This window comes from Curtobacterium sp. MCBD17_040, assembly GCF_003234805.2.
Taxonomy (GTDB): Bacteria; Actinomycetota; Actinomycetes; order Actinomycetales; family Microbacteriaceae; genus Curtobacterium.
In genome coordinates this window covers 643,422-662,222 of the sequence record NZ_CP126273.1, presented here as the reverse complement: position 1 = coordinate 662,222, position 18,801 = coordinate 643,422, and the positions used below count along the sequence as shown (strand labels likewise).

At 73.3% G+C, this 18,801-nt stretch carries 14 protein-coding genes; 5 read left to right on the top strand and 9 right to left on the bottom strand.

What is annotated here, in order from left to right:
• Window positions 1-7: 7 nt before the first annotated feature.
• Window positions 8-1,108, bottom strand: coding sequence for a CPBP family intramembrane glutamic endopeptidase (locus DEI94_RS03190; protein ID WP_111026492.1), 1,101 nt, complete (start codon window positions 1,106-1,108; stop codon window positions 8-10).
• A gap of 106 nt (window positions 1,109-1,214) precedes the next feature.
• Here DEI94_RS03190 and DEI94_RS03185 point away from each other — a divergent pair, with 106 nt between their 5' ends.
• A complete protein-coding gene (locus DEI94_RS03185) occupies window positions 1,215-2,258 on the top strand; it encodes a ketopantoate reductase family protein (protein WP_111026493.1) in 1,044 nt (347 codons plus the stop codon).
• Window positions 2,255-2,755, top strand: coding sequence for a GNAT family N-acetyltransferase (locus DEI94_RS03180; RefSeq protein ID WP_111026494.1), 501 nt, complete (start codon window positions 2,255-2,257; stop codon window positions 2,753-2,755). Before DEI94_RS03185 ends, DEI94_RS03180 begins: the two co-directional genes overlap by 4 nt.
• Before the next feature lie 12 nt (window positions 2,756-2,767).
• On the opposite strand, the gene DEI94_RS03175 is transcribed toward DEI94_RS03180, so the two are convergent.
• The 4 genes from DEI94_RS03175 to DEI94_RS03160 form a co-directional block, all read right to left on the bottom strand.
• Window positions 2,768-5,839: an AAA family ATPase gene (locus DEI94_RS03175; protein ID WP_111026495.1), complete on the bottom strand. Its 3,072-nt coding sequence runs from the start codon at window positions 5,837-5,839 to the stop codon at window positions 2,768-2,770.
• On the bottom strand, window positions 5,839-6,993 hold the full coding sequence (locus DEI94_RS03170) for an exonuclease SbcCD subunit D (protein WP_111026496.1): 1,155 nt from the start codon (window positions 6,991-6,993) through the stop codon (window positions 5,839-5,841). The genes DEI94_RS03175 and DEI94_RS03170 overlap by 1 nt, the downstream gene beginning before the upstream one ends.
• A gap of 142 nt (window positions 6,994-7,135) precedes the next feature.
• The gene (locus DEI94_RS03165) at window positions 7,136-8,683 is read right to left on the bottom strand and encodes a signal peptidase I (protein ID WP_111026497.1); all 1,548 of its coding nucleotides are present in this window, start codon (window positions 8,681-8,683) and stop codon (window positions 7,136-7,138) included.
• Window positions 8,684-8,861: 178 nt separating this feature from the next.
• On the bottom strand, window positions 8,862-9,461 hold the full coding sequence (locus DEI94_RS03160) for a M73 family metallopeptidase (protein WP_111010174.1): 600 nt from the start codon (window positions 9,459-9,461) through the stop codon (window positions 8,862-8,864).
• A gap of 206 nt (window positions 9,462-9,667) precedes the next feature.
• On the opposite strand from DEI94_RS03160, the gene DEI94_RS03155 reads away from it, so the two are divergent.
• Window positions 9,668-10,195, top strand: a complete 528-nt coding sequence (locus tag DEI94_RS03155) for a MarR family winged helix-turn-helix transcriptional regulator (protein WP_111026498.1) — start codon at window positions 9,668-9,670, stop codon at window positions 10,193-10,195.
• Between the two features lie 61 nt (window positions 10,196-10,256).
• The gene (locus tag DEI94_RS03150) at window positions 10,257-10,766 is read left to right on the top strand and encodes a mycothiol transferase (RefSeq protein ID WP_111010178.1); all 510 of its coding nucleotides are present in this window, start codon (window positions 10,257-10,259) and stop codon (window positions 10,764-10,766) included.
• Between the two features lie 77 nt (window positions 10,767-10,843).
• On the opposite strand, the gene DEI94_RS03145 is transcribed toward DEI94_RS03150, so the two are convergent.
• Window positions 10,844-13,132: a DEAD/DEAH box helicase gene (locus DEI94_RS03145; RefSeq protein WP_284183729.1), complete on the bottom strand. Its 2,289-nt coding sequence runs from the start codon at window positions 13,130-13,132 to the stop codon at window positions 10,844-10,846.
• A 228-nt stretch (window positions 13,133-13,360) separates the two neighbouring features.
• Here DEI94_RS03145 and DEI94_RS03140 point away from each other — a divergent pair, with 228 nt between their 5' ends.
• Window positions 13,361-14,422, top strand: a complete 1,062-nt coding sequence (locus DEI94_RS03140; RefSeq protein ID WP_111026500.1) for an alpha/beta hydrolase — start codon at window positions 13,361-13,363, stop codon at window positions 14,420-14,422.
• A 69-nt stretch (window positions 14,423-14,491) separates the two neighbouring features.
• Here DEI94_RS03140 and DEI94_RS03135 read toward each other — a convergent pair whose 3' ends face one another.
• The 3 genes from DEI94_RS03135 to DEI94_RS03125 all read right to left on the bottom strand — a co-directional run bounded on the left by DEI94_RS03135 (window position 14,492) and on the right by DEI94_RS03125 (window position 18,756).
• Window positions 14,492-14,746 (bottom strand): hypothetical protein, encoded by a 255-nt coding sequence (locus DEI94_RS03135; protein WP_146242790.1) that lies wholly within the window; start codon window positions 14,744-14,746, stop codon window positions 14,492-14,494.
• A gap of 67 nt (window positions 14,747-14,813) precedes the next feature.
• Window positions 14,814-18,047 (bottom strand): efflux RND transporter permease subunit, encoded by a 3,234-nt coding sequence (locus DEI94_RS03130; RefSeq protein ID WP_111026501.1) that lies wholly within the window; start codon window positions 18,045-18,047, stop codon window positions 14,814-14,816.
• A gap of 67 nt (window positions 18,048-18,114) precedes the next feature.
• Entirely contained in the window at window positions 18,115-18,756 is a 642-nt protein-coding gene (locus DEI94_RS03125; protein ID WP_111026502.1) for a DUF6518 family protein, read from the bottom strand.
• Window positions 18,757-18,801: the final 45 nt, after the last annotated feature.

Genomic DNA, 18,801 nt, shown 5'->3' with positions numbered 1-18,801 from the left:
CGGCAGCCTACGGGCGTCCGCCGACACGGTCCTCCCGGTCCGTCCCGGTGTGGGCGATCACGCTCGCGTCCGAGGTGGGGAGGACGTCCGCGGTGGTGGGCACGGCCTCCCAACCGGGCTCGACGGTGCTGCTCCAGATCGGCGTCCGCCCGCGGAACCGCGGACCCTCCGCGCCCGGGCGTCGACGGTCCAGCCGCGACCGCCGCGCGAGCAGGTCGACGAGCAGCGCGTAGATCCCCATGGTCACGATGGTGACGATCGCGCCACCGGCCGAGCCGTCGGAGGACGTGGTGTCGAGCCGCGACCACCCCGGGGCCTGCAGCAGGAAGATGACCACGTTGTTGAGCGCGTGGGCGAGGATCCCCGACTCGAGGCCACCCGTCCGCCAGGCGAGGATCGCCGCGATGGCGCCGAACGACCCCACGTCGACGATGCCCCACACGTCGTACCCGTTCGGCAGGTGCAGCAGGGCGAAGCAGATCGTCGACACGAGGACGGCCGGGATCGGGTTCCGCACCCACGAGCCGATCGTCTGCATGAGGAACCCGCGGAAGATGTACTCCTCGGCCGCGGCCTGGAACGGCACGAGCACGACGACCATGACCACGGTCACGATGAGCGTCGTCGAGGACACCGTCTGGTGCCCGAGCTGCCGTGTGCCGAAGGTGAGGAAGCCGGCGCCGGGCGTGTGGAACATCGACCAGCCCTGGATGCCGACCGTGAGGACCGCGAGCACGAGGAGCGGGAGCAGACAGCGCGCCATCCACCCCCAGCGCACGCGGAACCGCACCGAGGACAGCTGACCCCACGGTCCGAGCCCGGCGATCCGGACCGCCGCCATGATCGCCGGCAACAGCAACACGAGGGAGGCGAGCGTCAGCCCGAGCACGAGCGGATCCGTCGACGACAGCGCGTCGTGCTGGATCTCGTGCGCGAACCGCTGGAGGCCCGACACACCCGATCGCGCCAGGATCGGCACGAAGAACCCGATCGCGATGAGCACCTGGCTGACGAGGTAGAACCCGAGGAACACGGCGAGCGCCACCAGGGGTCGCCACCACCGCCAGCGCGAGTGGACGCGGAACAGGCGGTGGTAGGGGACGCTCACGCCGGAAGGCTACCGGGCCGACCTCGCCGGACACTCCGCTCCGGCGGCGGGACCCGCGTCCGCGTCCGCCCGGAGCCTGCCGGGAGGCCCGTGGTACGCATGACGTGTGCGTTACGTCATCATCGGGGCCGGATCGATCGGCGGCGCCCTGGCGGCCCGCCTCGCCCGCCACAGCCCGAACCCGCCCGTCCTCGTCGCCCGCGGGGCCCGGGCCGCGGCCCTGCGCGACCGCGGGATCCGGCTGCGGACACCCGACGAGGACGTCACCGTCCCGGTCGCGGTCGTCGAGGCCCCGGACGAGGCCGCGCTCCGCGACGACGACGTGCTCGTCCTGACGACGAAGACGCAGCAGGCGGACGAGGCGCTCCGGACCTGGGCGGACGCGCCCGTGCACGACGCCGGCGGCACGGTCATCGGTACCGCGGGCGACCTGCTCCCCGTCTGCACCGCACTCAACGGGGTCGAGTCCGAACGCATCGCCCTCCGGTACTTCGAACGCGTGTACGGCGTCTGCGTCTGGCTCCCCGCGGTGAGCCTCGACCCCGCCGAGGTCGTCGTGAGCATCGCGCCGACCATCGGCATCCTCACCATCGGCGCGTACCCGGCCCGCCCGGTCGACGACGACCGGGTCGTGGCGGCGTTCGCGGCGGACTTCCGCGCGAGCGGCGTCGACGTGTACCCGGAGGCCGACGTGATGGGGTGGAAGTACCAGAAGCTGCTGTCGAACCTGGCGAACGGCCTCCAGGCCCTGCTCGGTCCGGACGGGGCGTCCTGGCGGGACCTCGCGTCGGCGCTCCGTGAGGAAGCCCTCGGGGTCTACGCCGCCGCCGGTGTCCAGGCGGTGTCCGACGCGACCGAGAAGGCCCGACGGGGCGACACGTTCCGCTCCCGCCCCGTCCCCGGCGTCGAGCACGAACTCGGCGGGTCGTCCTGGCAATCGCTCGTGCGCGGGTCCGGCTCGATCGAGACCGACTACCTCAACGGCGAGATCGCGCTGCTCGCGCGGTCGGCCGGCACGCACGCACCGCGGAACGCGCTCGTGCAGCACCTGGCACGCGTCGCCGCCCGCGACCACCTCCAGCCCGGAGCCGTCACACCCGACGAGATCCGCAGCCGGTTCGCGACACTGGCGGCGGGGGTGGCGGCGTGAGCGCGCTGGACGGCATCCAGGTCCGGCCCGGCACCGCGATCGAGGCGGACGCGTGCGTCGACCTCTGGTTGGCGGCGCTCACCGACCGCGACGGCGAGGACCAGGGCGCGCCCGTGCGGGAACGCGCCCGGTCCAAGTTCGCCCTGCCGGGGGCGGAGCTCCTCGTCGCGACCCGCACCGGTGACGACGGCGCCGGGTCGGAGATCGTCGGCTTCGCCGTGACGAGTGACCGGGGCGACGCGGTGGTCGGGCTCGAGCTGTTCGCCACGCGGCCGGACGCCAGGGGTCTGGGCGTCGGACGGGCCCTGCTCGAGCGCGTCCTCGCCGAGGCCGAGGCCAGCGGCGCGGTGCTCGTCGAGCTCGAGAGCCGGGTGACCAACGCCCGGGCCATCGCGGTGTACGAGGCAGCGGGGTTCCGGCCGGAGGGCGACCCCGTGCCGCATCCACTCGGCGGCGACCCCGTCGTCCGGTACGCGTTGCCGGTCGTCGGGGCCTGAGCGCCGCGCGGGTCACACCGTCGTCCGCACCGTCGACCCTCCGCCCGGTGCTCGCCGGACCTCGATCCGGTCGGGGATCCGCTGCTTGAGTTCCTCGACGTGGCTGACGATGCCGACCTGGCGTCCGCCGGCCGTCAGACGCGTCAGCTGCCCGACGACGCCGTCGAGCGTCTCCGGGTCGAGCGTGCCGAACCCCTCGTCCACGAACAGGGTGCCGAGCTCGACACCGCCGGCCTCGGCCTGGACGACGTCGGCGAGGCCGAGCGCCAGACACAGCGACGTCGTGAACGTCTCGCCACCCGACAGGCTCCGCGGGTCGCGCGTCCTTCCGGTCTCGTGGTCGCGCACCGCGAGCGCCAGGCCCGTGCGACGGGCGCGCGAGGACGTCTCGCGCTCGTCCGAGGCCTCGAGCGCGAACCGGCCCCCGAGCATCGCGCCGAGTCGACTGTTCGCGGCGGCGACGACGTCCTCGAACCGCCGCATGAGCACGTACGTGCCGAGCGTGATGCCCGTCGGGTTGACGCTCGACGCCGCGGTCGCGATGTCGGCGAGGCGGACCACCGCGCGGCTCTCGGCCGAGGTCTCCTGTCGTGCCCGGACCGCCCGGGTGAGGTCGGCGCGTCGAGCCGAGGTCGCGACCGCACGGGCCTCCGCGGTCGCCGCCGCACCGGTGGCGGCCTGGAGGGCCTCCTCGGCTCCGTCGGCACGCGTCCGGACGGCCTCCAACTCGGCTCCGTCGACGGCGTCGTGCTCGGCCGCGGCGACGTCCGCCTCGGCGAGGCCGGCCTGCACGACCGCGTGCTCGCGTTCGGCTCCCGCGACCTCGGACCGGAGCCGCGCCGCCTCGTCCGGCCCGAGCCCGGCGGCGCGGGCGGCGTCGGCGTCGGCGAACCCCGCGTCCCCCAGCGCGCGCTCGACCTCCGCTGCGCGGGCCAGCACGTCACGGTCGTCGCTCCGCAGTGCGTCCGCCGCGGCGGCGACGGCTGCGCAGGCGGCCGCGTCACGATCGAGCGCGGCGACGGCCTGGTCGAGCGAGCCGGTGCCGACACCGCCGGCGTCGACCACCGAGGCACGGCAGCGCTCCACGATGGCCTCGTCGGCGGCGAGCGCGGCGGCATCGGCGGCGTGGCCGGCGCGCCCGGCCGCCACCTGCGCGGCCAGCGTGCTGCGTTCCTCGGCCAGGGCGCGGGTGTCGCGGTCGAACGCCTCGAGTCGCTCCTCGGCCCGGGCGACCTCGGCCGCGGCAGCGTGCGCACGCGCGATCCGGTCGCGCAGCGCCGACGCGGTCGCGGCGACGGACTCGGGCGTCGCCGCACCGATGGCGGTGGTGAGCCGGTCGCACTCACGCCGCGCGACGGCCTGCCGAGCGGCGGCGGCGCGTTGGTCGACGTCGGCGGTGGCGCGGGCGTCGGCGGCGGCCTCGATGTCGTCGTCCGTCGGGTGGCCGTCGAGCGGCGCCGCGACCGCCGGGTGGTCGACGGAACCACACACCGGGCAGGGCTCTCCCGGCGTCAGGACGCCGGCGAGCTCACCCGCGAGGCCCGCCGCCCGTCGTGTCCGCAGGTCGGCCTCGTGCGTGATGGCCGCCTGCGCCCGGAGCGACGCGGCGGCGAGGTCGGCGTCGGCGGCGGTCGCGTCGGCCGCGGCGCGGTCCCGGTCGTCGAGCAGGGCCCGCACGGCGTCGAGGTCGGCCAGCGCGCGCTCCGCGACGGGTCCGTCGGCGGCCCGGTCGGCGGCCGCACGGGAGGTCGTGACGAGCGCGAGCCGTTCGGCGGGCCGGGCGTCGAGGAGGGGTTCGAGCGCGGCGCGGCGCTCCTCGGCGCGGGCGAGCTCGGTGCGGGCCGAGGCGAGGGCGGCGCGCCGGGCCGGCAGATCGCGCTCGAGCGCGACGGCGTGTCGCGCGCCCGCGACGACGTCGCGGAGCGCGGCGGCGTGCGCGGCGAGCGCGGTGGTGTCGACCGCCGGCATCGACTCGAGGTCCTCGAACACGCTGCCGCCCGCGTCCAGCGGCGCGCCGCCGGCTCCGGCGCCCACCCCGACGGTGTGTCGTGTGAGGGCGTCCCGGTGCTCGGCGACGACCCGCGCGAGGTCCGCGCCGCGACGCTCCGCACGCGTCCGGGCGGTGTCGAGGCCGACGACCAGGCCGAGCACGCGACCGGCCCGTTCCGCGAGCTCGAGCCGGGCCCGGGCACCGGCGACCTGCTCCGCGCGGTCCGACAGCGCGGCCTGTCGGCGGAGCAGGTCCGCCCGGCGCCGGAGTGACCGCGCCCGGCGTTCCGCGTCCGCCAGGTCGGCGCGAGCGCGCGCGGCGGCACCCGCCGCGGCGTCCCGGGCCGTGGTCGCCTCGTGCGCGGCGGCGGTGACCTCGGCGACCACGGCATCGGCCGTGAGTTCGTCGACGGTCTCGAGGCCCGCCGCCTCGGCGAGGCGGTTGAGCGCGTCGTGCACGGCGGCGTCCGCACGCTCGACCGCCGCGGCGGCCGCACGGCGGCGAGCGACGAGTTCCTCGGTCGTGCGCTCGTACACGTCCGTGCCGAACAGCGACTGCAGCAGTGCACGACGGTCCTCACCGGGAGCGCGCAGGAAGCGGGCGAACTCCCCCTGCGGCAGCACGACGGTCTGCACGAACTGGGCGCGGTCGAGCCCGATGATGCGCTGGACCTCGGCGCCGACCTCTTGCGTCGCGATCGACAGGGGTTCCCCGACGGCGTCCCCGGGCGCGGCCAGCCGCCACAGGCGGGCTGACGCGTTCTGCCGCGTCGTGCCGCCTCCGCTCTTCTTCGGGCGGTCGTGGGCGGGGGTGCGCCGGACCCGGTGGACCCCTGCCGCGGTCTCGAACACGAGCTCGACGAACGGCTCGACCCCGGCATCGGCGTGGTGGCTGTGGAGGCGGTCCTTGCTCGCACCCTCGCCCGCGAGCGACCCGTAGAGGGCGAACACGACGGCGTCGATGATCGTCGACTTGCCCGCACCCGTCGGCCCTTCCAGCAGGAACACACCCGAGGCCCCGAGCGCCGCGAAGTCGATGTCGACCGTCTCGGCGTACGGACCGATGGCGGCGAGACGGAGGTGGTGCAGGTACATCAGCGCTCCCCTCCGGCGGCGAGGGCGGCCTCGTACGCGTCGCGCAACACGGCGGTCTCGGCCTCGGTCGCCGGGCCACCGGTCGCGAACGTCACGAAGTCGGCCGCGACCTCGACCGGGTCCGACGCGGCGGTGACGGTCGCGGCGGTGCGATCGGTGGCACCGCCCGCGGGCTCGTGGAGGATCGACAGCGCGTGGGGGAACCGGTCCTTCACCCGCGCGTACATGCGATCCGGATGCACGGTGTCGGTGACGCTCACACGGACCCAGGCATCGGCGTGCTCGGCGGCCGCCCCCTGCTCGATCTCGGCCATCGTCGCCCGGACGTCGACGAGCCGCCGCGGCACGGGTGCGGGGAGCAACTCGACGGACACCCCGCCGTCCGCACCGAGCTCCACGAGGGTCACCGACTTGCGCTGGTGCCGCTCGCCGAACGAGAACGCGAGCGGCGAACCGGCGTACCGGATGCGGTCGCCGTCGCCGACCCGCTGCGGGCCGTGCAGGTGCCCGAGAGCGACGTAGTCGATGCCGTCGAACACGCCCGCGGGCACGCGGTCGACACCGCCCACGCGGATGTCCTGCTCGCTCTCGCTCGGTGCGCCGCCGCCGACGAACGCGTGCGCGACCACGACGCTCCGGACACCGGGACGGCGACCGAGGTCGGCGCGGACCCGGTCGAGTGCGGCACGGACGACGGCCTCGTGCGAGCGCGCGAGCGGCGCGTCGGGATCGGCCGCGAGCGCATGGCGCACCATGTCCGGCGCGAGGTAGGGCACCCCGTAGACGGCGACCGTGCCGTGGTCGTCGTCCAGGAGGACCGGCTCGTGCAGCCGCTCGACCTCGGCGAGGATCCGGACCCGTTCCGCCATCACGCCGGCGGCGAAGCCGAGGCGCACGGCGGAGTCGTGGTTGCCGGGCGTCACGACGACGGGGGCGAGGGCGCTCAGTCGCTCCAGCACGCGGGACAGCATGCGGACGGCCGGTACGGGTGGAACCGCCCGGTCGTAGACGTCGCCCGCGACGACGACCAGGTCCACCGCGTGCTCCTGCACGAGATCGACGAGGTGGTCCAGGAAGGCCGCCTGGTGGTCGAGCAGGTCCGCGCCGAGCAGTGTCCGCCCGAGGTGCCAGTCCCCCGTGTGCAGGATCCGCATGTGCCCCCTCCGCCGCTGCGCCCGGAGCGTCCGGACCAGGTCACGGTAGCGGGCACCGCGGACATCGCCGGCTGCGCCGGGGTGTGGGCCCGCGGTCACGGTGCCGGTCAGGGACACCGCGCACCGCGGGGGTCTGGGAGGATCAGCGGCCGGCGGAGTAGAGCGCGCTGACCTGGGCAGCCGACAGGGCCGAGTTGTAGACCGCGACGTCGTCGAGGTCGCCCTTGTAGTAGTTGCTCGTGGGCGCGTTCTGCCAGCCGCTCAGGTTGTCGTACCCGATGCGCCACCAGCCGGAGTCGGGCTCGGCAGCGGTGTTCGTGTTCGTGGCGACGCTGACGCCGTCGACGTAGAGGACCATGCCGCTCGACGACATCGTGCCGACCACGTGGTGCCACCGGCCGTCCGTCACCGTCTTGGTCGACGTGAGGGTGATGTTGCCGCTGTTGTAGACGCTGAACGAGACGGCGCCCGCCGAGTTGATGTACAGCTGTCGGTCGTACGCGCTCGAGCTGCCCGTCTGGCTGTTGCCGAAGCCGATGACCTTGCCCGCGGCGGTGGAGGTCCGGATCCACGCCTCGACCGTGAACACGGAGGGGGCGGTGATCTTGGTGGTGGACGTCGAGGTGACCTGACCGGTCGCGCCGTCGAGCGTGACGTACGGGCTCGAACCGCACGTGCCGGCGACGCGGGTGACACCGCTCGACAGCGTGGCCGTCGTGCCGCTGGAACCGAGGTCGGTCTCGCTCGTGCCCGACGCCGCGTTGAACGCGTAGTCGATCGTCGGTGAGTAGGTCACGGTGCGACCGAGGCAGGAGAACGACGAGGCGGCCCCGAAGGACGCGCTCGTGGAGGTCATGGCGCCGAAGGGCGCGGCCTCGGCTTTGCTCGGCAGGAGCAGTCCGGTCCCGACGGCGGCGAGCGCGACGGCCGAGCCGACGATGAGGGCGAACAGGCGAGCGGGGAGACGGCGACGTCCCTCCCGGCCCTGTGCCGCGGGGGCACCGGACGGCACGTCCGCGTCGTCGTCCTCGTCCTCGTCGACGAGGACGGGGATGAGCAGGTCGTCGACGTCGTCCGGGAGGCCCTCCCCGGCTTCGTCGTCGTCCGTCGCGGCGACGACGGGGCCGCGACGGAGCGGTGCGTCGATCGTGGACAGGAACGCCATGGCGGTGAGCGCGAGGACGAGGATCGCGACCTTCTTCCACTCACCGTCGCGGAGCCACATGACGGGCATCCCGATGTACGGCACGCGGATGAACCCGACACCGTGGACGGCGCTGCGCGTGATCGGCGTGGAGTCCGCCTGCGGGTTGGCGTCGCCCTTGGTGATGATCTGGCCGTCCTCGCCCGCCTCGTGGAAGCGGTGGAGACGGAGCTCGCCCGGCTGGTCGGGGTCGTCGTACAGCAGGACCTGACCGAGGTGGAGGGAGGTCGGCGCGACCGGCTTCGAGACGACGACGTCGCCCGGCTGGAGGCGCGGCTCCATCGAACCCGTCATGACGGTGGTGGGATGCCAGCCGATGACGGCCGGTGCCACGGCCCAGAGCGCCATGCCGAGGATGGTGGCGATGACGCCGCGTGCGACGGTGGCGATGACCAGGCGGTTCCAGTCGCGCAGGTCACGGAGCCGGTCCACGCGCACCGCGGGCACCGCGGCGGGGGCCGGGATGGCGATGTTGGTCGTGGTCATGACTCGTTCCTCGGGGGCGGCACCGCTGGTGGTGGATCGGGCTGGTGGGTGGTGCTGGGTGGGAGGTCGTGCCTCCCGGTCGACGGTGGTGGTGTCGGCGGGACCGGGCGCAGTGGGGGCGCGCCCGGTCCCGCCGGTCCTGACCGCTCGCCGTCACGGGCGGTCAGGAGGTGGGGGCTCAGCTGTTCTGGGCCTCCCAGGTGAGGCCGAGCGCCGCCGTGCCGGCCTGCGCCGAGTTCGGGGTGGTCGACGAGACCGTGTAGGTGACCTGGTAGACGCGCGACTCCGAGGCGGAGCCGGTCGGGGTCCAGGTGCCGAGGCCGTTGCTGTAGTTCGTGTACGAGGACGCGAAGTTCGCGAGCGTGCCCGTGTAGAGCGTGCCGTTGGTGCTCGAGGGGGTGAAGCCCGTGCAGCTGCCGAAGCCGCCGCCGGTGCCCTGCTGGACCGAGATGTTCACGTAGGACGAGAGCCCGTTCGTGGTGGCCGCGCTCGTGCCGTAGAGCTTGACGGCCGAAGCGAGCGAGCCCGTCGAGGTGACCGTGATGCAGTTCGAGCCGGTCGAACCCGGCTTGAGGTTGGTGGCCGAGAAGAGTGCGGTGTTCGCGTCGTCGTCCGAGAGGGCGACGGTCCCGGCGGTCCAGTTGCTGGTGGGGTTCACCGTCGTGGCGGAGAAGGCCGAGTACGAGGCGGTGGAGACGACGACGCCGGAGGCGATCAAGGCGGCGGGGATGGCGATCCAGGCGGCGACACGGGCGGTGCGGGGGCTGACGCGGGGCATGACGGTACTCCTTGCGATGTGGTCTGCGATGTGGGATTTGGTACGACCATCAAGTTACTTTCCCGTCGTGCTGCTTACAAGCCGAGCCATACCCCCACTGCTGGGGACATGGCTTGATTATCAAGATACTTGCTGATCGAGATGCGACGAGCGAGGATGGAGTGCCGGCGGGAGCACGCTCGGCGCCGCCGACGATCAGGGACGACATGACGGACAACACCACCACGGCCACGGACAGGGCCCCGGGCACGGACGCGGACGCGGGCACGGACGCGGCGGCACTCTCCCGCGTGCTCAATGCGTACCGCCTCATGCAGGTGCACCACGCCCGCGTGCTGACCCGCGAGAGCGCCGCGCGCGGACTCAACGCCACGGACGCGCGCTTCGTGTTCTTCCTCTCGGTCGCGGAGGCCGGCGTCACCCCGAAGCAGGCGAGCGAGTACCTCGCACTCTCGACCGGTGCCACCACGAACCTCGTCGACCGCCTGGTCGACCGCGGACACATCGAGCGACGCCCGAACCCGGAGGACCGGCGGAGCGTCCTCCTGCAACTCACGCCGACGGGGGCCGAGACCGCCGAGCAGATCGGGGTCGTCTACCGCGCGGCGTTCGAGTCCGGGATCCCCACCGAGTACCTCGTCCCGCTCGCGCGGGCGTTCGAGCAGGTCGCCGCGCGCCTGGGCGAGTGCGCCAGCGCCGACGGCTGCCCGGACGCGGTCCACGCCGCGGGCTGATCCTCCACAGCGTCCCGGGTCCGCCCGTCCACCGTCGGCGCCCGGGGCTAGCGTGGCGGACATGACACCAGCAGAACTCCTCGCCGAAGCGTTCGCCCGCGTCCCCGAGACCGTCGAACGCGCCGTCCGGAACCTGTCGGAGGACCAGCTCGCCGCTCGGCCCGCCGCCGGTGCGAACACGCTCGCCTGGCTCGCCTGGCACATCGCCCGCGGGCAGGACGCGCAGATCGCCGACCTCACCGGCAGCGAGCAGGTGTGGACGAGCGACGGCTGGTACGACCGGTTCGGCCTGCCGTTCCCGGCCGACGCGCTCGGGTACGGCATGTCCCGCGACGACGTCGGACGGGTCCGCGCATCGTCCGACCTGCTGCTCGGTTACCTCCGCGCGACCACCGCCCGGACACTCGAGTACGTCCGGGGCCTCGCACCCGAGGACCTCGACGCCGTGGTCGACGAGGCATGGGACCCGCCCGTGACCGCCGGCGTCCGCCTCGTCAGCATCCTCGACGACTGCGTCCAGCACGCTGGACAGGCCGGGTACGTCCGCGGACTCCTCTTCTTCGTGTCCTGACGCGCAGGTGGGGAACGACGGGAGGGACGGCGCGGGTCACCCCGCGCCGTCCCTCCCGTCCGTGATCGCGCCCGGCGTCAGCGCTGCGCGAGCTCCGTGACGAGCGCGTCGCCGGGAGCGACGGGCGTCATCGGTGCGTCGATCTCGGCGCGCTCGAGCATGCCCTCCATCTTCCGGACGCGGTTCCGCGTGACGAGGGTCACGACGGTGCCCTCCTTGCCGGCACGGCCGGTGCGTCCGGCGCGGTGTGTGTACGTCTTGCACTCGTCCGGCAGGTCCGCCTGGATGACGAGCGAGACGTCGTCGACGTGGATGCCGCGCGCCGCGACGTCCGTGGCGACCAGGACGTTCACCCGGCCGCTCGTCAGGAGCGACAGGTTCCGGGTGCGTCGGGACTGGTTGAGGTCGCCGTGCAGGCTCGTCGCTCGGATGCCGGCGTCCTCGAGCTGGTCGGCCAGACGCTCGGCGTAGGCACGGGTCCGCGCGAACACCACGGTCTTGCCGTCGCCGCTCGCGAGTTCCTCGATGACGCGGTCCTTCTCGCGCTGCTCGACGACGAGGACCTGGTGGTCGATCGTCGACGACGCCTGGTCCTCACCGAGGACCTCGTGCACGGACGGCTCGACGAGGAACTCGTCGACGAGCGCCGCGACCTGGGTGTCGAGCGTCGCGCTGAACAGCAGCTTCTGCGCGCGCGCACCGGTCGGCGTGACGTCGGCGGTCGCCTGGAGGATGCGCCGGACGGGCTCGAGGAACCCGAGGTCGCACATGTGGTCGGCTTCGTCGAGCACGGTGACGACGACCTCGCTGAGGTCGAGGCGCCCCTGCTCCATGAGGTCCTCGATGCGACCCGGCGTGCCCACGATGATGTCGACACCGCGCTGCAGAGCGCCCACCTGACGGCCCTGCGGCACCCCGCCGTAGATCTGGGTCGTGAACAGGCCCACCGCACGGGCGATCGGCTGGACGGTGCGGTCGATCTGCAGCGCCAGCTCGCGCGTCGGCGCCAGGATGAGCGCACGGGGGTTGCGGCCCATCCGGCGGTTCTTGCCCCCACCGTTCTCCATGAGCTTCTCGACGAGGGGCGCGCCGAACGCGATCGTCTTGCCGGAGCCCGTGCGGCCTCGACCGAGCACGTCCTTGCCAGCGAGGACGTCCGGGATCGTCGCGGCCTGGATCGGGAACGGACGATCCGCGCCGAGCTCCGCGAGCACCCGCACGATGTTGGAGCCGATGCCGAGGTCGCCGAAGGTCACGCCCTCGACGTCCGCGGCGACGGTGGCCTCGGCCTGGAGCTTCTCGAGCTTGACGTCGTCCGCGGGCACGTAAGCGGCACGGTCCTCACGGGCATCGCCGAAGTGGCGGCCCGAGCGCTCTGCGGCGCGCGGGGTGCGACCGGTCCGGTCATCGCGGTCGAACGAACGCTGCGGCCGGTCGCTCCGGTCGTTCCGGTCGAACGAACGCTGCGGCCGGTCGTCCCGGTCGTACGAGCGCTGCGGCCGGTCGCTCCGGTCGTTCCGGTCGAACGAACGCTGCGGCCGGTCGTTCCGGTCGTTCCGGTCGAACGAACGCTGCGGCCGGTCGTTCCGGTCGTTCCGGTCGTACGAGCGCTGCGGCCGGTCGTTCCGGTCGAACGAACGCTGCGGCCGGTCGTTCCGGTCGAACGAACGCTGCGGCCGGTCGTCCCGGTCGAACGAACGCTGCGGCCGGTCGTCCCGGTCGAACGAACGCTGCGGCCGGTCGTCCCGGTCGAACGAACGCTGCGGCCGGTCGTCCCGGTCGAACGAACGCTGCGGCCGATCGTTCCGGTCGTTCCGGTCGAACGAACGCTGCGGCCGGTCGTTCCGGTCGTACGAGCGCTGCGGCCGGTCGCTCCGGTCGAACGAACGTCCACCGCGGTCATCACGATCGTACGAACGCTGCGGCCGGTCGCTCCGGTCGTACGAACGCTGCGGCCGGTCGCTCCGGTCGTACGAACGGCCGCCACGGTCATCTCGGTCGTTGGGACGCTGCGGCCGGTCGCTCCGGTCGTACGACCGGCCGCCCCGGTCGTCCCGACCGGACGAACGGCCGCCGCGGTCGTCCCGGTCGGACGACCGCGCACCGCGCCGGTCGTCGCGCGGGAACCGCCCGCGGCTGCGGTCGTCGTCGTTGCTGCGCGGCTCCCAGTTCGGGCGGCCGGAGCGCTCCCCGGACGCGGCGCGGTCGCGGCGCTCCGCCGCGTCCCACCGCGCCTTCTGGCGACCAACGGACGGCTCCTCGGCACGGTAGCCGCGGTGCTTCGGGCTCCGCGAGGCAGGGGTGCCGTTCGCGTGGCGGGCGGTGTTGTCGGCGCGCGAGGGCGCGCCCTTCTTGAAGGGGGACATGCGAGTTCTTTCCGGCGTGCAGACATGCCGCAGGACCCGAGGCGCCGTCGGCCGGATCGAAGTGCGGGGAGGGGGTCCGTCCCGTCGTGATCGACGTGACTCCAGCCCTCGAGACACACACACCCGTCGCGGCCACATGCCGCGCTGTCGAGAGCTGACCTACCTACATTAGTCGCGAACCCGGAGAGACGCCAGCCCCGCACGGATGCTCCCGATAGGTTGGGCGCGATGCCGTCTCCCGTCCGTCAGCGCCGTCACGCACGCGGTGTCGCACGCGTCGGGGACCACCGACGGCTCCCGGCCCTCACCACGGTCGTGCTCGCGCTCGTGCTCGTGCTCACCGGATGCGTCCAGGGCCCCACCGGCGACACGAACGCCACGGTCGACGCGGGACCGGTGATCTACCCGCTGTCGCTGCGGTACCCGGACATCCGGACCGTGTCCGACGTCGCGTACGGCGAGGACCGGCTGCAGCGCCTCGACGTCTGCCTGCCCGCCGGGCACGAGGCCGCCGCGGCGACCGCGACCGCGACCGCTGCGCCCCTGCCGGGTGGCGGGGTCGGCGCGCAGGCGGGACAGGGCACCACCGACCGCCCTGCCGTCATGATGATCCACGGCGGCAGCTGGTCACACGGTGACAAGGCGACCGCGGCCTACCACGCGGTGTGCGAGTACTTCGCATCCCAGGGCTTCGTGGTGTTCGACGTCGACTACCGCCTGGCGCCGACGGACCCGTTCCCCGCCGGACTCGACGACGTCCGGCGCGCCCTCGACTGGGTGTTCCGCACGACGACGCTCACCCGGTTCCGCGTCGACCGGGAACGCGTGGGGGTGTTCGGCGGGAGCGCCGGCGGGAACCTCGCCGCGATGCTCGCGGTGCAGGACCACGCGTCGACCGCGTACGCGAACGGGGACCGGATCCGGGCCGTCGCGGAGCTGAGCGGGCCCTCGGACCTGACGGCAGCCTCCACGGGCGCCGGCGGCGTGACGCCGTCGTTCGCTCGGAAACAGCTGCTCTACCTGGGATGCACCCGCTACGCCGACTGTCCGGCGGCGCGGCGGGCCTCCCCCGTCGACGACGTGACCGCGCAGACCCCGCCCTTCTTCATCGGGCACAGCACCCACGAGTTCATCCCGCTGTGGGAGTCGCAGCACCTGGCGCGCGCCCTGCGACGGCACGGCGTCCCCGTGACCCTCGTCGAGGTCCGCGGCACCGCGCACTCGATCGCGCAGCTCGACCGCGCGATGAGCGAACGGGTCGTCGCGTACTTCCGTCGCCGACTCGGCTGACGCCCGACAGGGACATGACGACGGCCCCGCTCCTCCCGGGAGGAACGGGGCCGCTTCCGTGGGAAGGTGTCAGTCCCAGCCGCGCGGGTCCTCGTCGGTCGCGGTGACCCAGTCGAGGAGCACGGCGGCGAGGGAGCAGATGAACGCGATCGCCGCGACCTCCGCGACGATCGAGCGGTGGTGCTCGACCACACCGAGCGCGGCGAACACCACGGTGACGATGAACGAGATGCCGAGCAGCAGCTCCGCACCGGTGTGGATGTACGTCATCCCGGACCACTCGGTGGTCGCGCGCTGGGCTCTCGGGACGTCGCGGATGGTCACGACCACCAGTGTCGGCGGTGGGAGCACCCTGTGACAGTCCCGAGAGCGGGTGCCGCTCGGTCGGGGGTCAGTGCCGCGGGTGGTGGGCCTCCCGCGCACCGGGGACCGACACGGGCACGCTCGTCCGCACGTCCGTGAACCGTTCCCGCCGACGCTCGACCACGTAGTAGAGCGCCGGGAGGACCACGAGGGTCAGGAGCGTCGACGACACGAGGCCTCCGATCACGACGAGCGCGAGCGGCTGCGAGATGAACCCGTTGTGTCCGGTGATGCCCACCGCCATCGGCACGAGCGCGAAGATCGTGGCGAGTGCCGTCATCAGGATCGGCCGGAGACGTCGGGCCGCGCCCTCCACGAGCGCCTCCCGGACGCGCAACCCCCGTCGCCGGTACTGGTTGACGAGGTCGATGAGCACGATCGCGTTCGTCACGACGATGCCGACGAGCATGAGCACGCCGATGAGCGACGCGACGCCGATCGGGATCCCCGACGCCACCTGCAGCAGGATCGCGCCGGTCGCCGCGAACGGGATCGACACCAGCAGGAGGAGCGGCTGGAGCAGGCTGCGGAAGGTCGCCACCATCACGACGTAGACGATGAGGATCGCGATGAGCGCGGCGAGGAGGAGCTGTCGGAACGCCGACGACTGGCTCGATGCGACACCGCCGATGGAGGCCTCAGCACCCTTCGACAGGTGGAGGCCGTCCACGGCGTCGGTCACGGACTGCGTCGCGGCGCCGAGGTTCGTCGCCGACGGCGTGACCGTGATCGTCGCCGTGCGCACCGCGTTCGAGGTCGTGACCGTGGTCGGCCCGTTCGACTGGTCGACCGTGGCGACGGACGACAGCGGCACGGCACCTGCGGCGGTCGGGATCGACAGGTCGCGCAGGGCCTGCGCGCTGGTCGGCGGGTGCGGGTTCTCGATGTACACGTCGAGCGTCTGGTCGCCGAACTCGACCGTCCCCTTGTCCTGCGGCGACACCGATGCCGCGACGATCCCGCCGACCTGGGTCTCGGTGAGGCCCGCCGCGGCCGCCTTCGCGCGGTCGACACGGACGGCCAGGTAGGGCTGCGCGGCGGACAGGTTGCTCGACGCACCCGTCGTGTTCGGCACGTCCTGCATGGCGTGGAGCACCTGCTCGGCCGCCGACCGGAGCCGGGCCTGCGTCGGGGCGGTCACGTCGACGTCGATGTCCGACGTCGACCCGAAGCCCGAGGTCGAGGCGAGCGAGACCGTCCCGACGCCGGAGAGCGCCCGGAGCCGGGCACGCGCCCGGGACTGCAGGGCCGTCTGGTCCGCGCTGTCGTCCGTGGTGACGGAGTACGTGATCGACGCGCTCCCCCCACCGCCGAAGGCGGCCTGGATCGAGTTGCCGCTCGAGCCGATCGTCACCTGGACGGTGTCGACGCCGTCCACGTCACGCAGCGCGCGCTCCACCCGGCGCGCCGAGCGGGACTGCTCCGCGAGGCTCGTGGCCGGTGCGAGCGACTGGCTCACCGTGAAGGTGTTCTGCCCGGAGTCGCCGAGGTAGTTGGTCTTGACGAACGGGAGCGCAGCCGCGGTGCCACCGAGGACGAGCACGGCGAGGACGAGGACGAGCGCCGGGAACCGCAGCACCCAGTCGAGCACGGGCAGGTAGCCCCGGCGCAGGCGGTCGCGGTGCCCGGCGTCGTGCAGGTCCGCGGCGCTGCCGAGCGTCGTGTCGACGGACGAGGCCCCCGCGGCGAACCGGGACTCGGCCGCCACCAGTTCGGCGGGCGCCGCGCGGTGTGCTCCGACGGGGTCGACCGGGGCCGTGTCGGCTGTCGCGGACTGGTACTGCCCGGATCCCCGTCCGGGCCGGAGCCACCAGTACGCGAGCACCGGCACGATCGTCAGCGCGACGAGCAGCGACGCGGCGAGCGCGATCGACACGGTGAGCGCGAACGGCCGGAACAGCTCGCCGACGAGCTCCTGCACGAACGCGACCGGCAGGAACACCACGACCGTGGTCAGTGTCGACGCGGTCACGGCACCGGCGACCTCGCGGACGCCGTCGAGCACCGCGCGCAGCCGGTCGACGCCCGGTTGCATGTGCCGCTTGATGTTCTCGATGACGACGATCGAGTCGTCGACCACGCGGCCGATCGCGATCGTCAGGCCGGCGAGGGTGATGATGTTGAGCGTGTACCCGGCGGCCTCCATGCCGATCGCGGTGAGCAGCACGCTCGTCGGGATCGAGATCGCGGTGACCAGGGTCGAGCGCCACGACAGCAGGAACACGAGGATCACGACGACCGCGAACCCGAGTCCGAGCAGGCCCTCCTCCGCCAGGGAGTCGATGGACTGCTCGATGTAGGGCGCCTGGTCGAACACGACGGTGAACCGCGGCGAGCCGTCGACCTTCGCCTCGATGCCGGGGAGCGCGTCCTGCACGGTGCGGGAGACGTCGACGGTGTTGGCCTCTTGCGTCTTCGTGATGGCGATGGTGAGCGCGGGCTTGCCGTTCACCCGGCTGATCGACGTGCGCGGGGACTCGACGAGCCTCACCTCGGCGACGTCGCCGATGGTGGTCGCGACGCGGGCGCCGGCCAACGGGAGGTCGCGGATGTCACCGACCGACCCGAGGCTCGACCCGGTCTGCACCGACAGGGTCCGGCCGTGCTCGGTGATCGTGCCGCCCGGGACGAGCGTGCCGTTGTCGTCGAGGGCGTCGCTGATCGCGGTCTGTGCGACGCCGCGCTCGGCGAGTTCCGTCTGGTCCGGCGTGATGACGATGCGGCGTCCGGGGTTGCCGTAGACGTCGGCCTCACGCACCCCGTCGAGCTTCTCGAGGTCCGGCACCGCGGTCTTGTTCAACCGCCCGACCAGGGTCTGCTCGCTCGTGCCGGGTTCGGAGACCGCGAGCTGGAGGACCGGGATGTCGTCGAACGACCCCGTGACGATCTGGGTCTGGACGCTGTCGGGCAGGTCGAGGGCGTTGACGACCGTCTGGATCTTGTCCTCGGCGCTGGCGAGGTTCGACCCGTACTGGAACTCGGCCGACACGACGCTCTGGCTCGTCGACGACGTCGCGGTGGTGTCCTTGAGGTCGGGGACGGCCTGGATCCCCTGCTCGATCTTGGTCGACACGTCGTTCGACACGACCTCGGGCGTCGCGCCGGGGTAGGTGCTGACGATCGCGACCTGGGGGAACTCGACGCTCGGGATCAGCTCCTGCTTGAGGCTCGTGAGGGCGACCCCACCGAAGATCGCGACGACGATGGTGACCAGCGCGATGAGGGCGCGGTTGCGCAGACTGAGGACCGAGAGGAGGTGCACCGGTCGATCCTCCCAGCGGGGCCTGACACCGCGCCGGGCCGGACGTGCCCCGCGGGTCGACCGCCGGTCAGACCACGAGGAGCGCGCCGAGCACGCCGGCGGCCCCGACCACGCCCGTCCCGAGCGCGACGACGCGGCCGATCGGGCTGCGACCGGCGACGACCGCGGCGACGACGCAGAGGACGCCGCCGACGACCTCGGAGGTCCAGGCCGTGCTGCTCGTCGTCGCTGCGACGACCAGGAGTCCCCGGATCCCCTCACCCACGAGGACGGCGCCGACCACGCCGGCCGCCGCACCGCGGACCCGGCGGTCACGGGACACGACGCCGACCGCGACGAGTCCGGCGAGGACGCCCGCGGGGACCCCGAGGAGTTCCCATGTCCCGAACGGGGACAGTGCGTCGGGTCGACCGGCGAGCACGGTCGCGGCCCAGTAGCCGACGTGCATGAGTTCGAGACACACGACCCCGAGCGCCGCCGCCCAACGCGCGCCGGGTCGGACCACGAGCACCAGGAGGACCGCGGCGACGAACCACGGGCCGGCTGCGTTCGACAACGTGGCGACGAACGCCGACCCGCTCTGGCCGATGCTCGTGAGCATCCCGACGAGCAGGGCCCCGGCGAGCGCGACGACGACGCCGGCGGGACGCGGGAGCGCGCCGGATCGCGGGGGGACGACGACGCGACGGGGCAGGACCGGTGCTTCCATGCCTCCAGGATCGGCGAGGGCGGCTCGCTCGGCATCCGCCGGACG

Excerpts from the sequence above, each read along its gene's own strand:
- DEI94_RS03140 (WP_111026500.1), top strand. The coding sequence starts at position 13,361 with ATGCCGTCTCCCGTCCGTCAGCGCCGTCACGCACGCGGTGTCGCACGC.
- DEI94_RS03165 (WP_111026497.1), bottom strand. The coding sequence starts at position 8,683 with ATGACCACGACCAACATCGCCATCCCGGCCCCCGCCGCGGTGCCCGCG.
- DEI94_RS03155 (WP_111026498.1), top strand. The coding sequence starts at position 9,668 with ATGACGGACAACACCACCACGGCCACGGACAGGGCCCCGGGCACGGAC.
- DEI94_RS03160 (WP_111010174.1), bottom strand. The coding sequence starts at position 9,461 with ATGCCCCGCGTCAGCCCCCGCACCGCCCGTGTCGCCGCCTGGATCGCC.
- DEI94_RS03145 (WP_284183729.1), bottom strand. The coding sequence starts at position 13,132 with ATGTCCCCCTTCAAGAAGGGCGCGCCCTCGCGCGCCGACAACACCGCC.
- DEI94_RS03170 (WP_111026496.1), bottom strand. The coding sequence starts at position 6,993 with ATGCGGATCCTGCACACGGGGGACTGGCACCTCGGGCGGACACTGCTC.
- DEI94_RS03175 (WP_111026495.1), bottom strand. The coding sequence starts at position 5,839 with ATGTACCTGCACCACCTCCGTCTCGCCGCCATCGGTCCGTACGCCGAG.
- DEI94_RS03125 (WP_111026502.1), bottom strand. The coding sequence starts at position 18,756 with ATGGAAGCACCGGTCCTGCCCCGTCGCGTCGTCGTCCCCCCGCGATCC.
- DEI94_RS03150 (WP_111010178.1), top strand. The coding sequence starts at position 10,257 with ATGACACCAGCAGAACTCCTCGCCGAAGCGTTCGCCCGCGTCCCCGAG.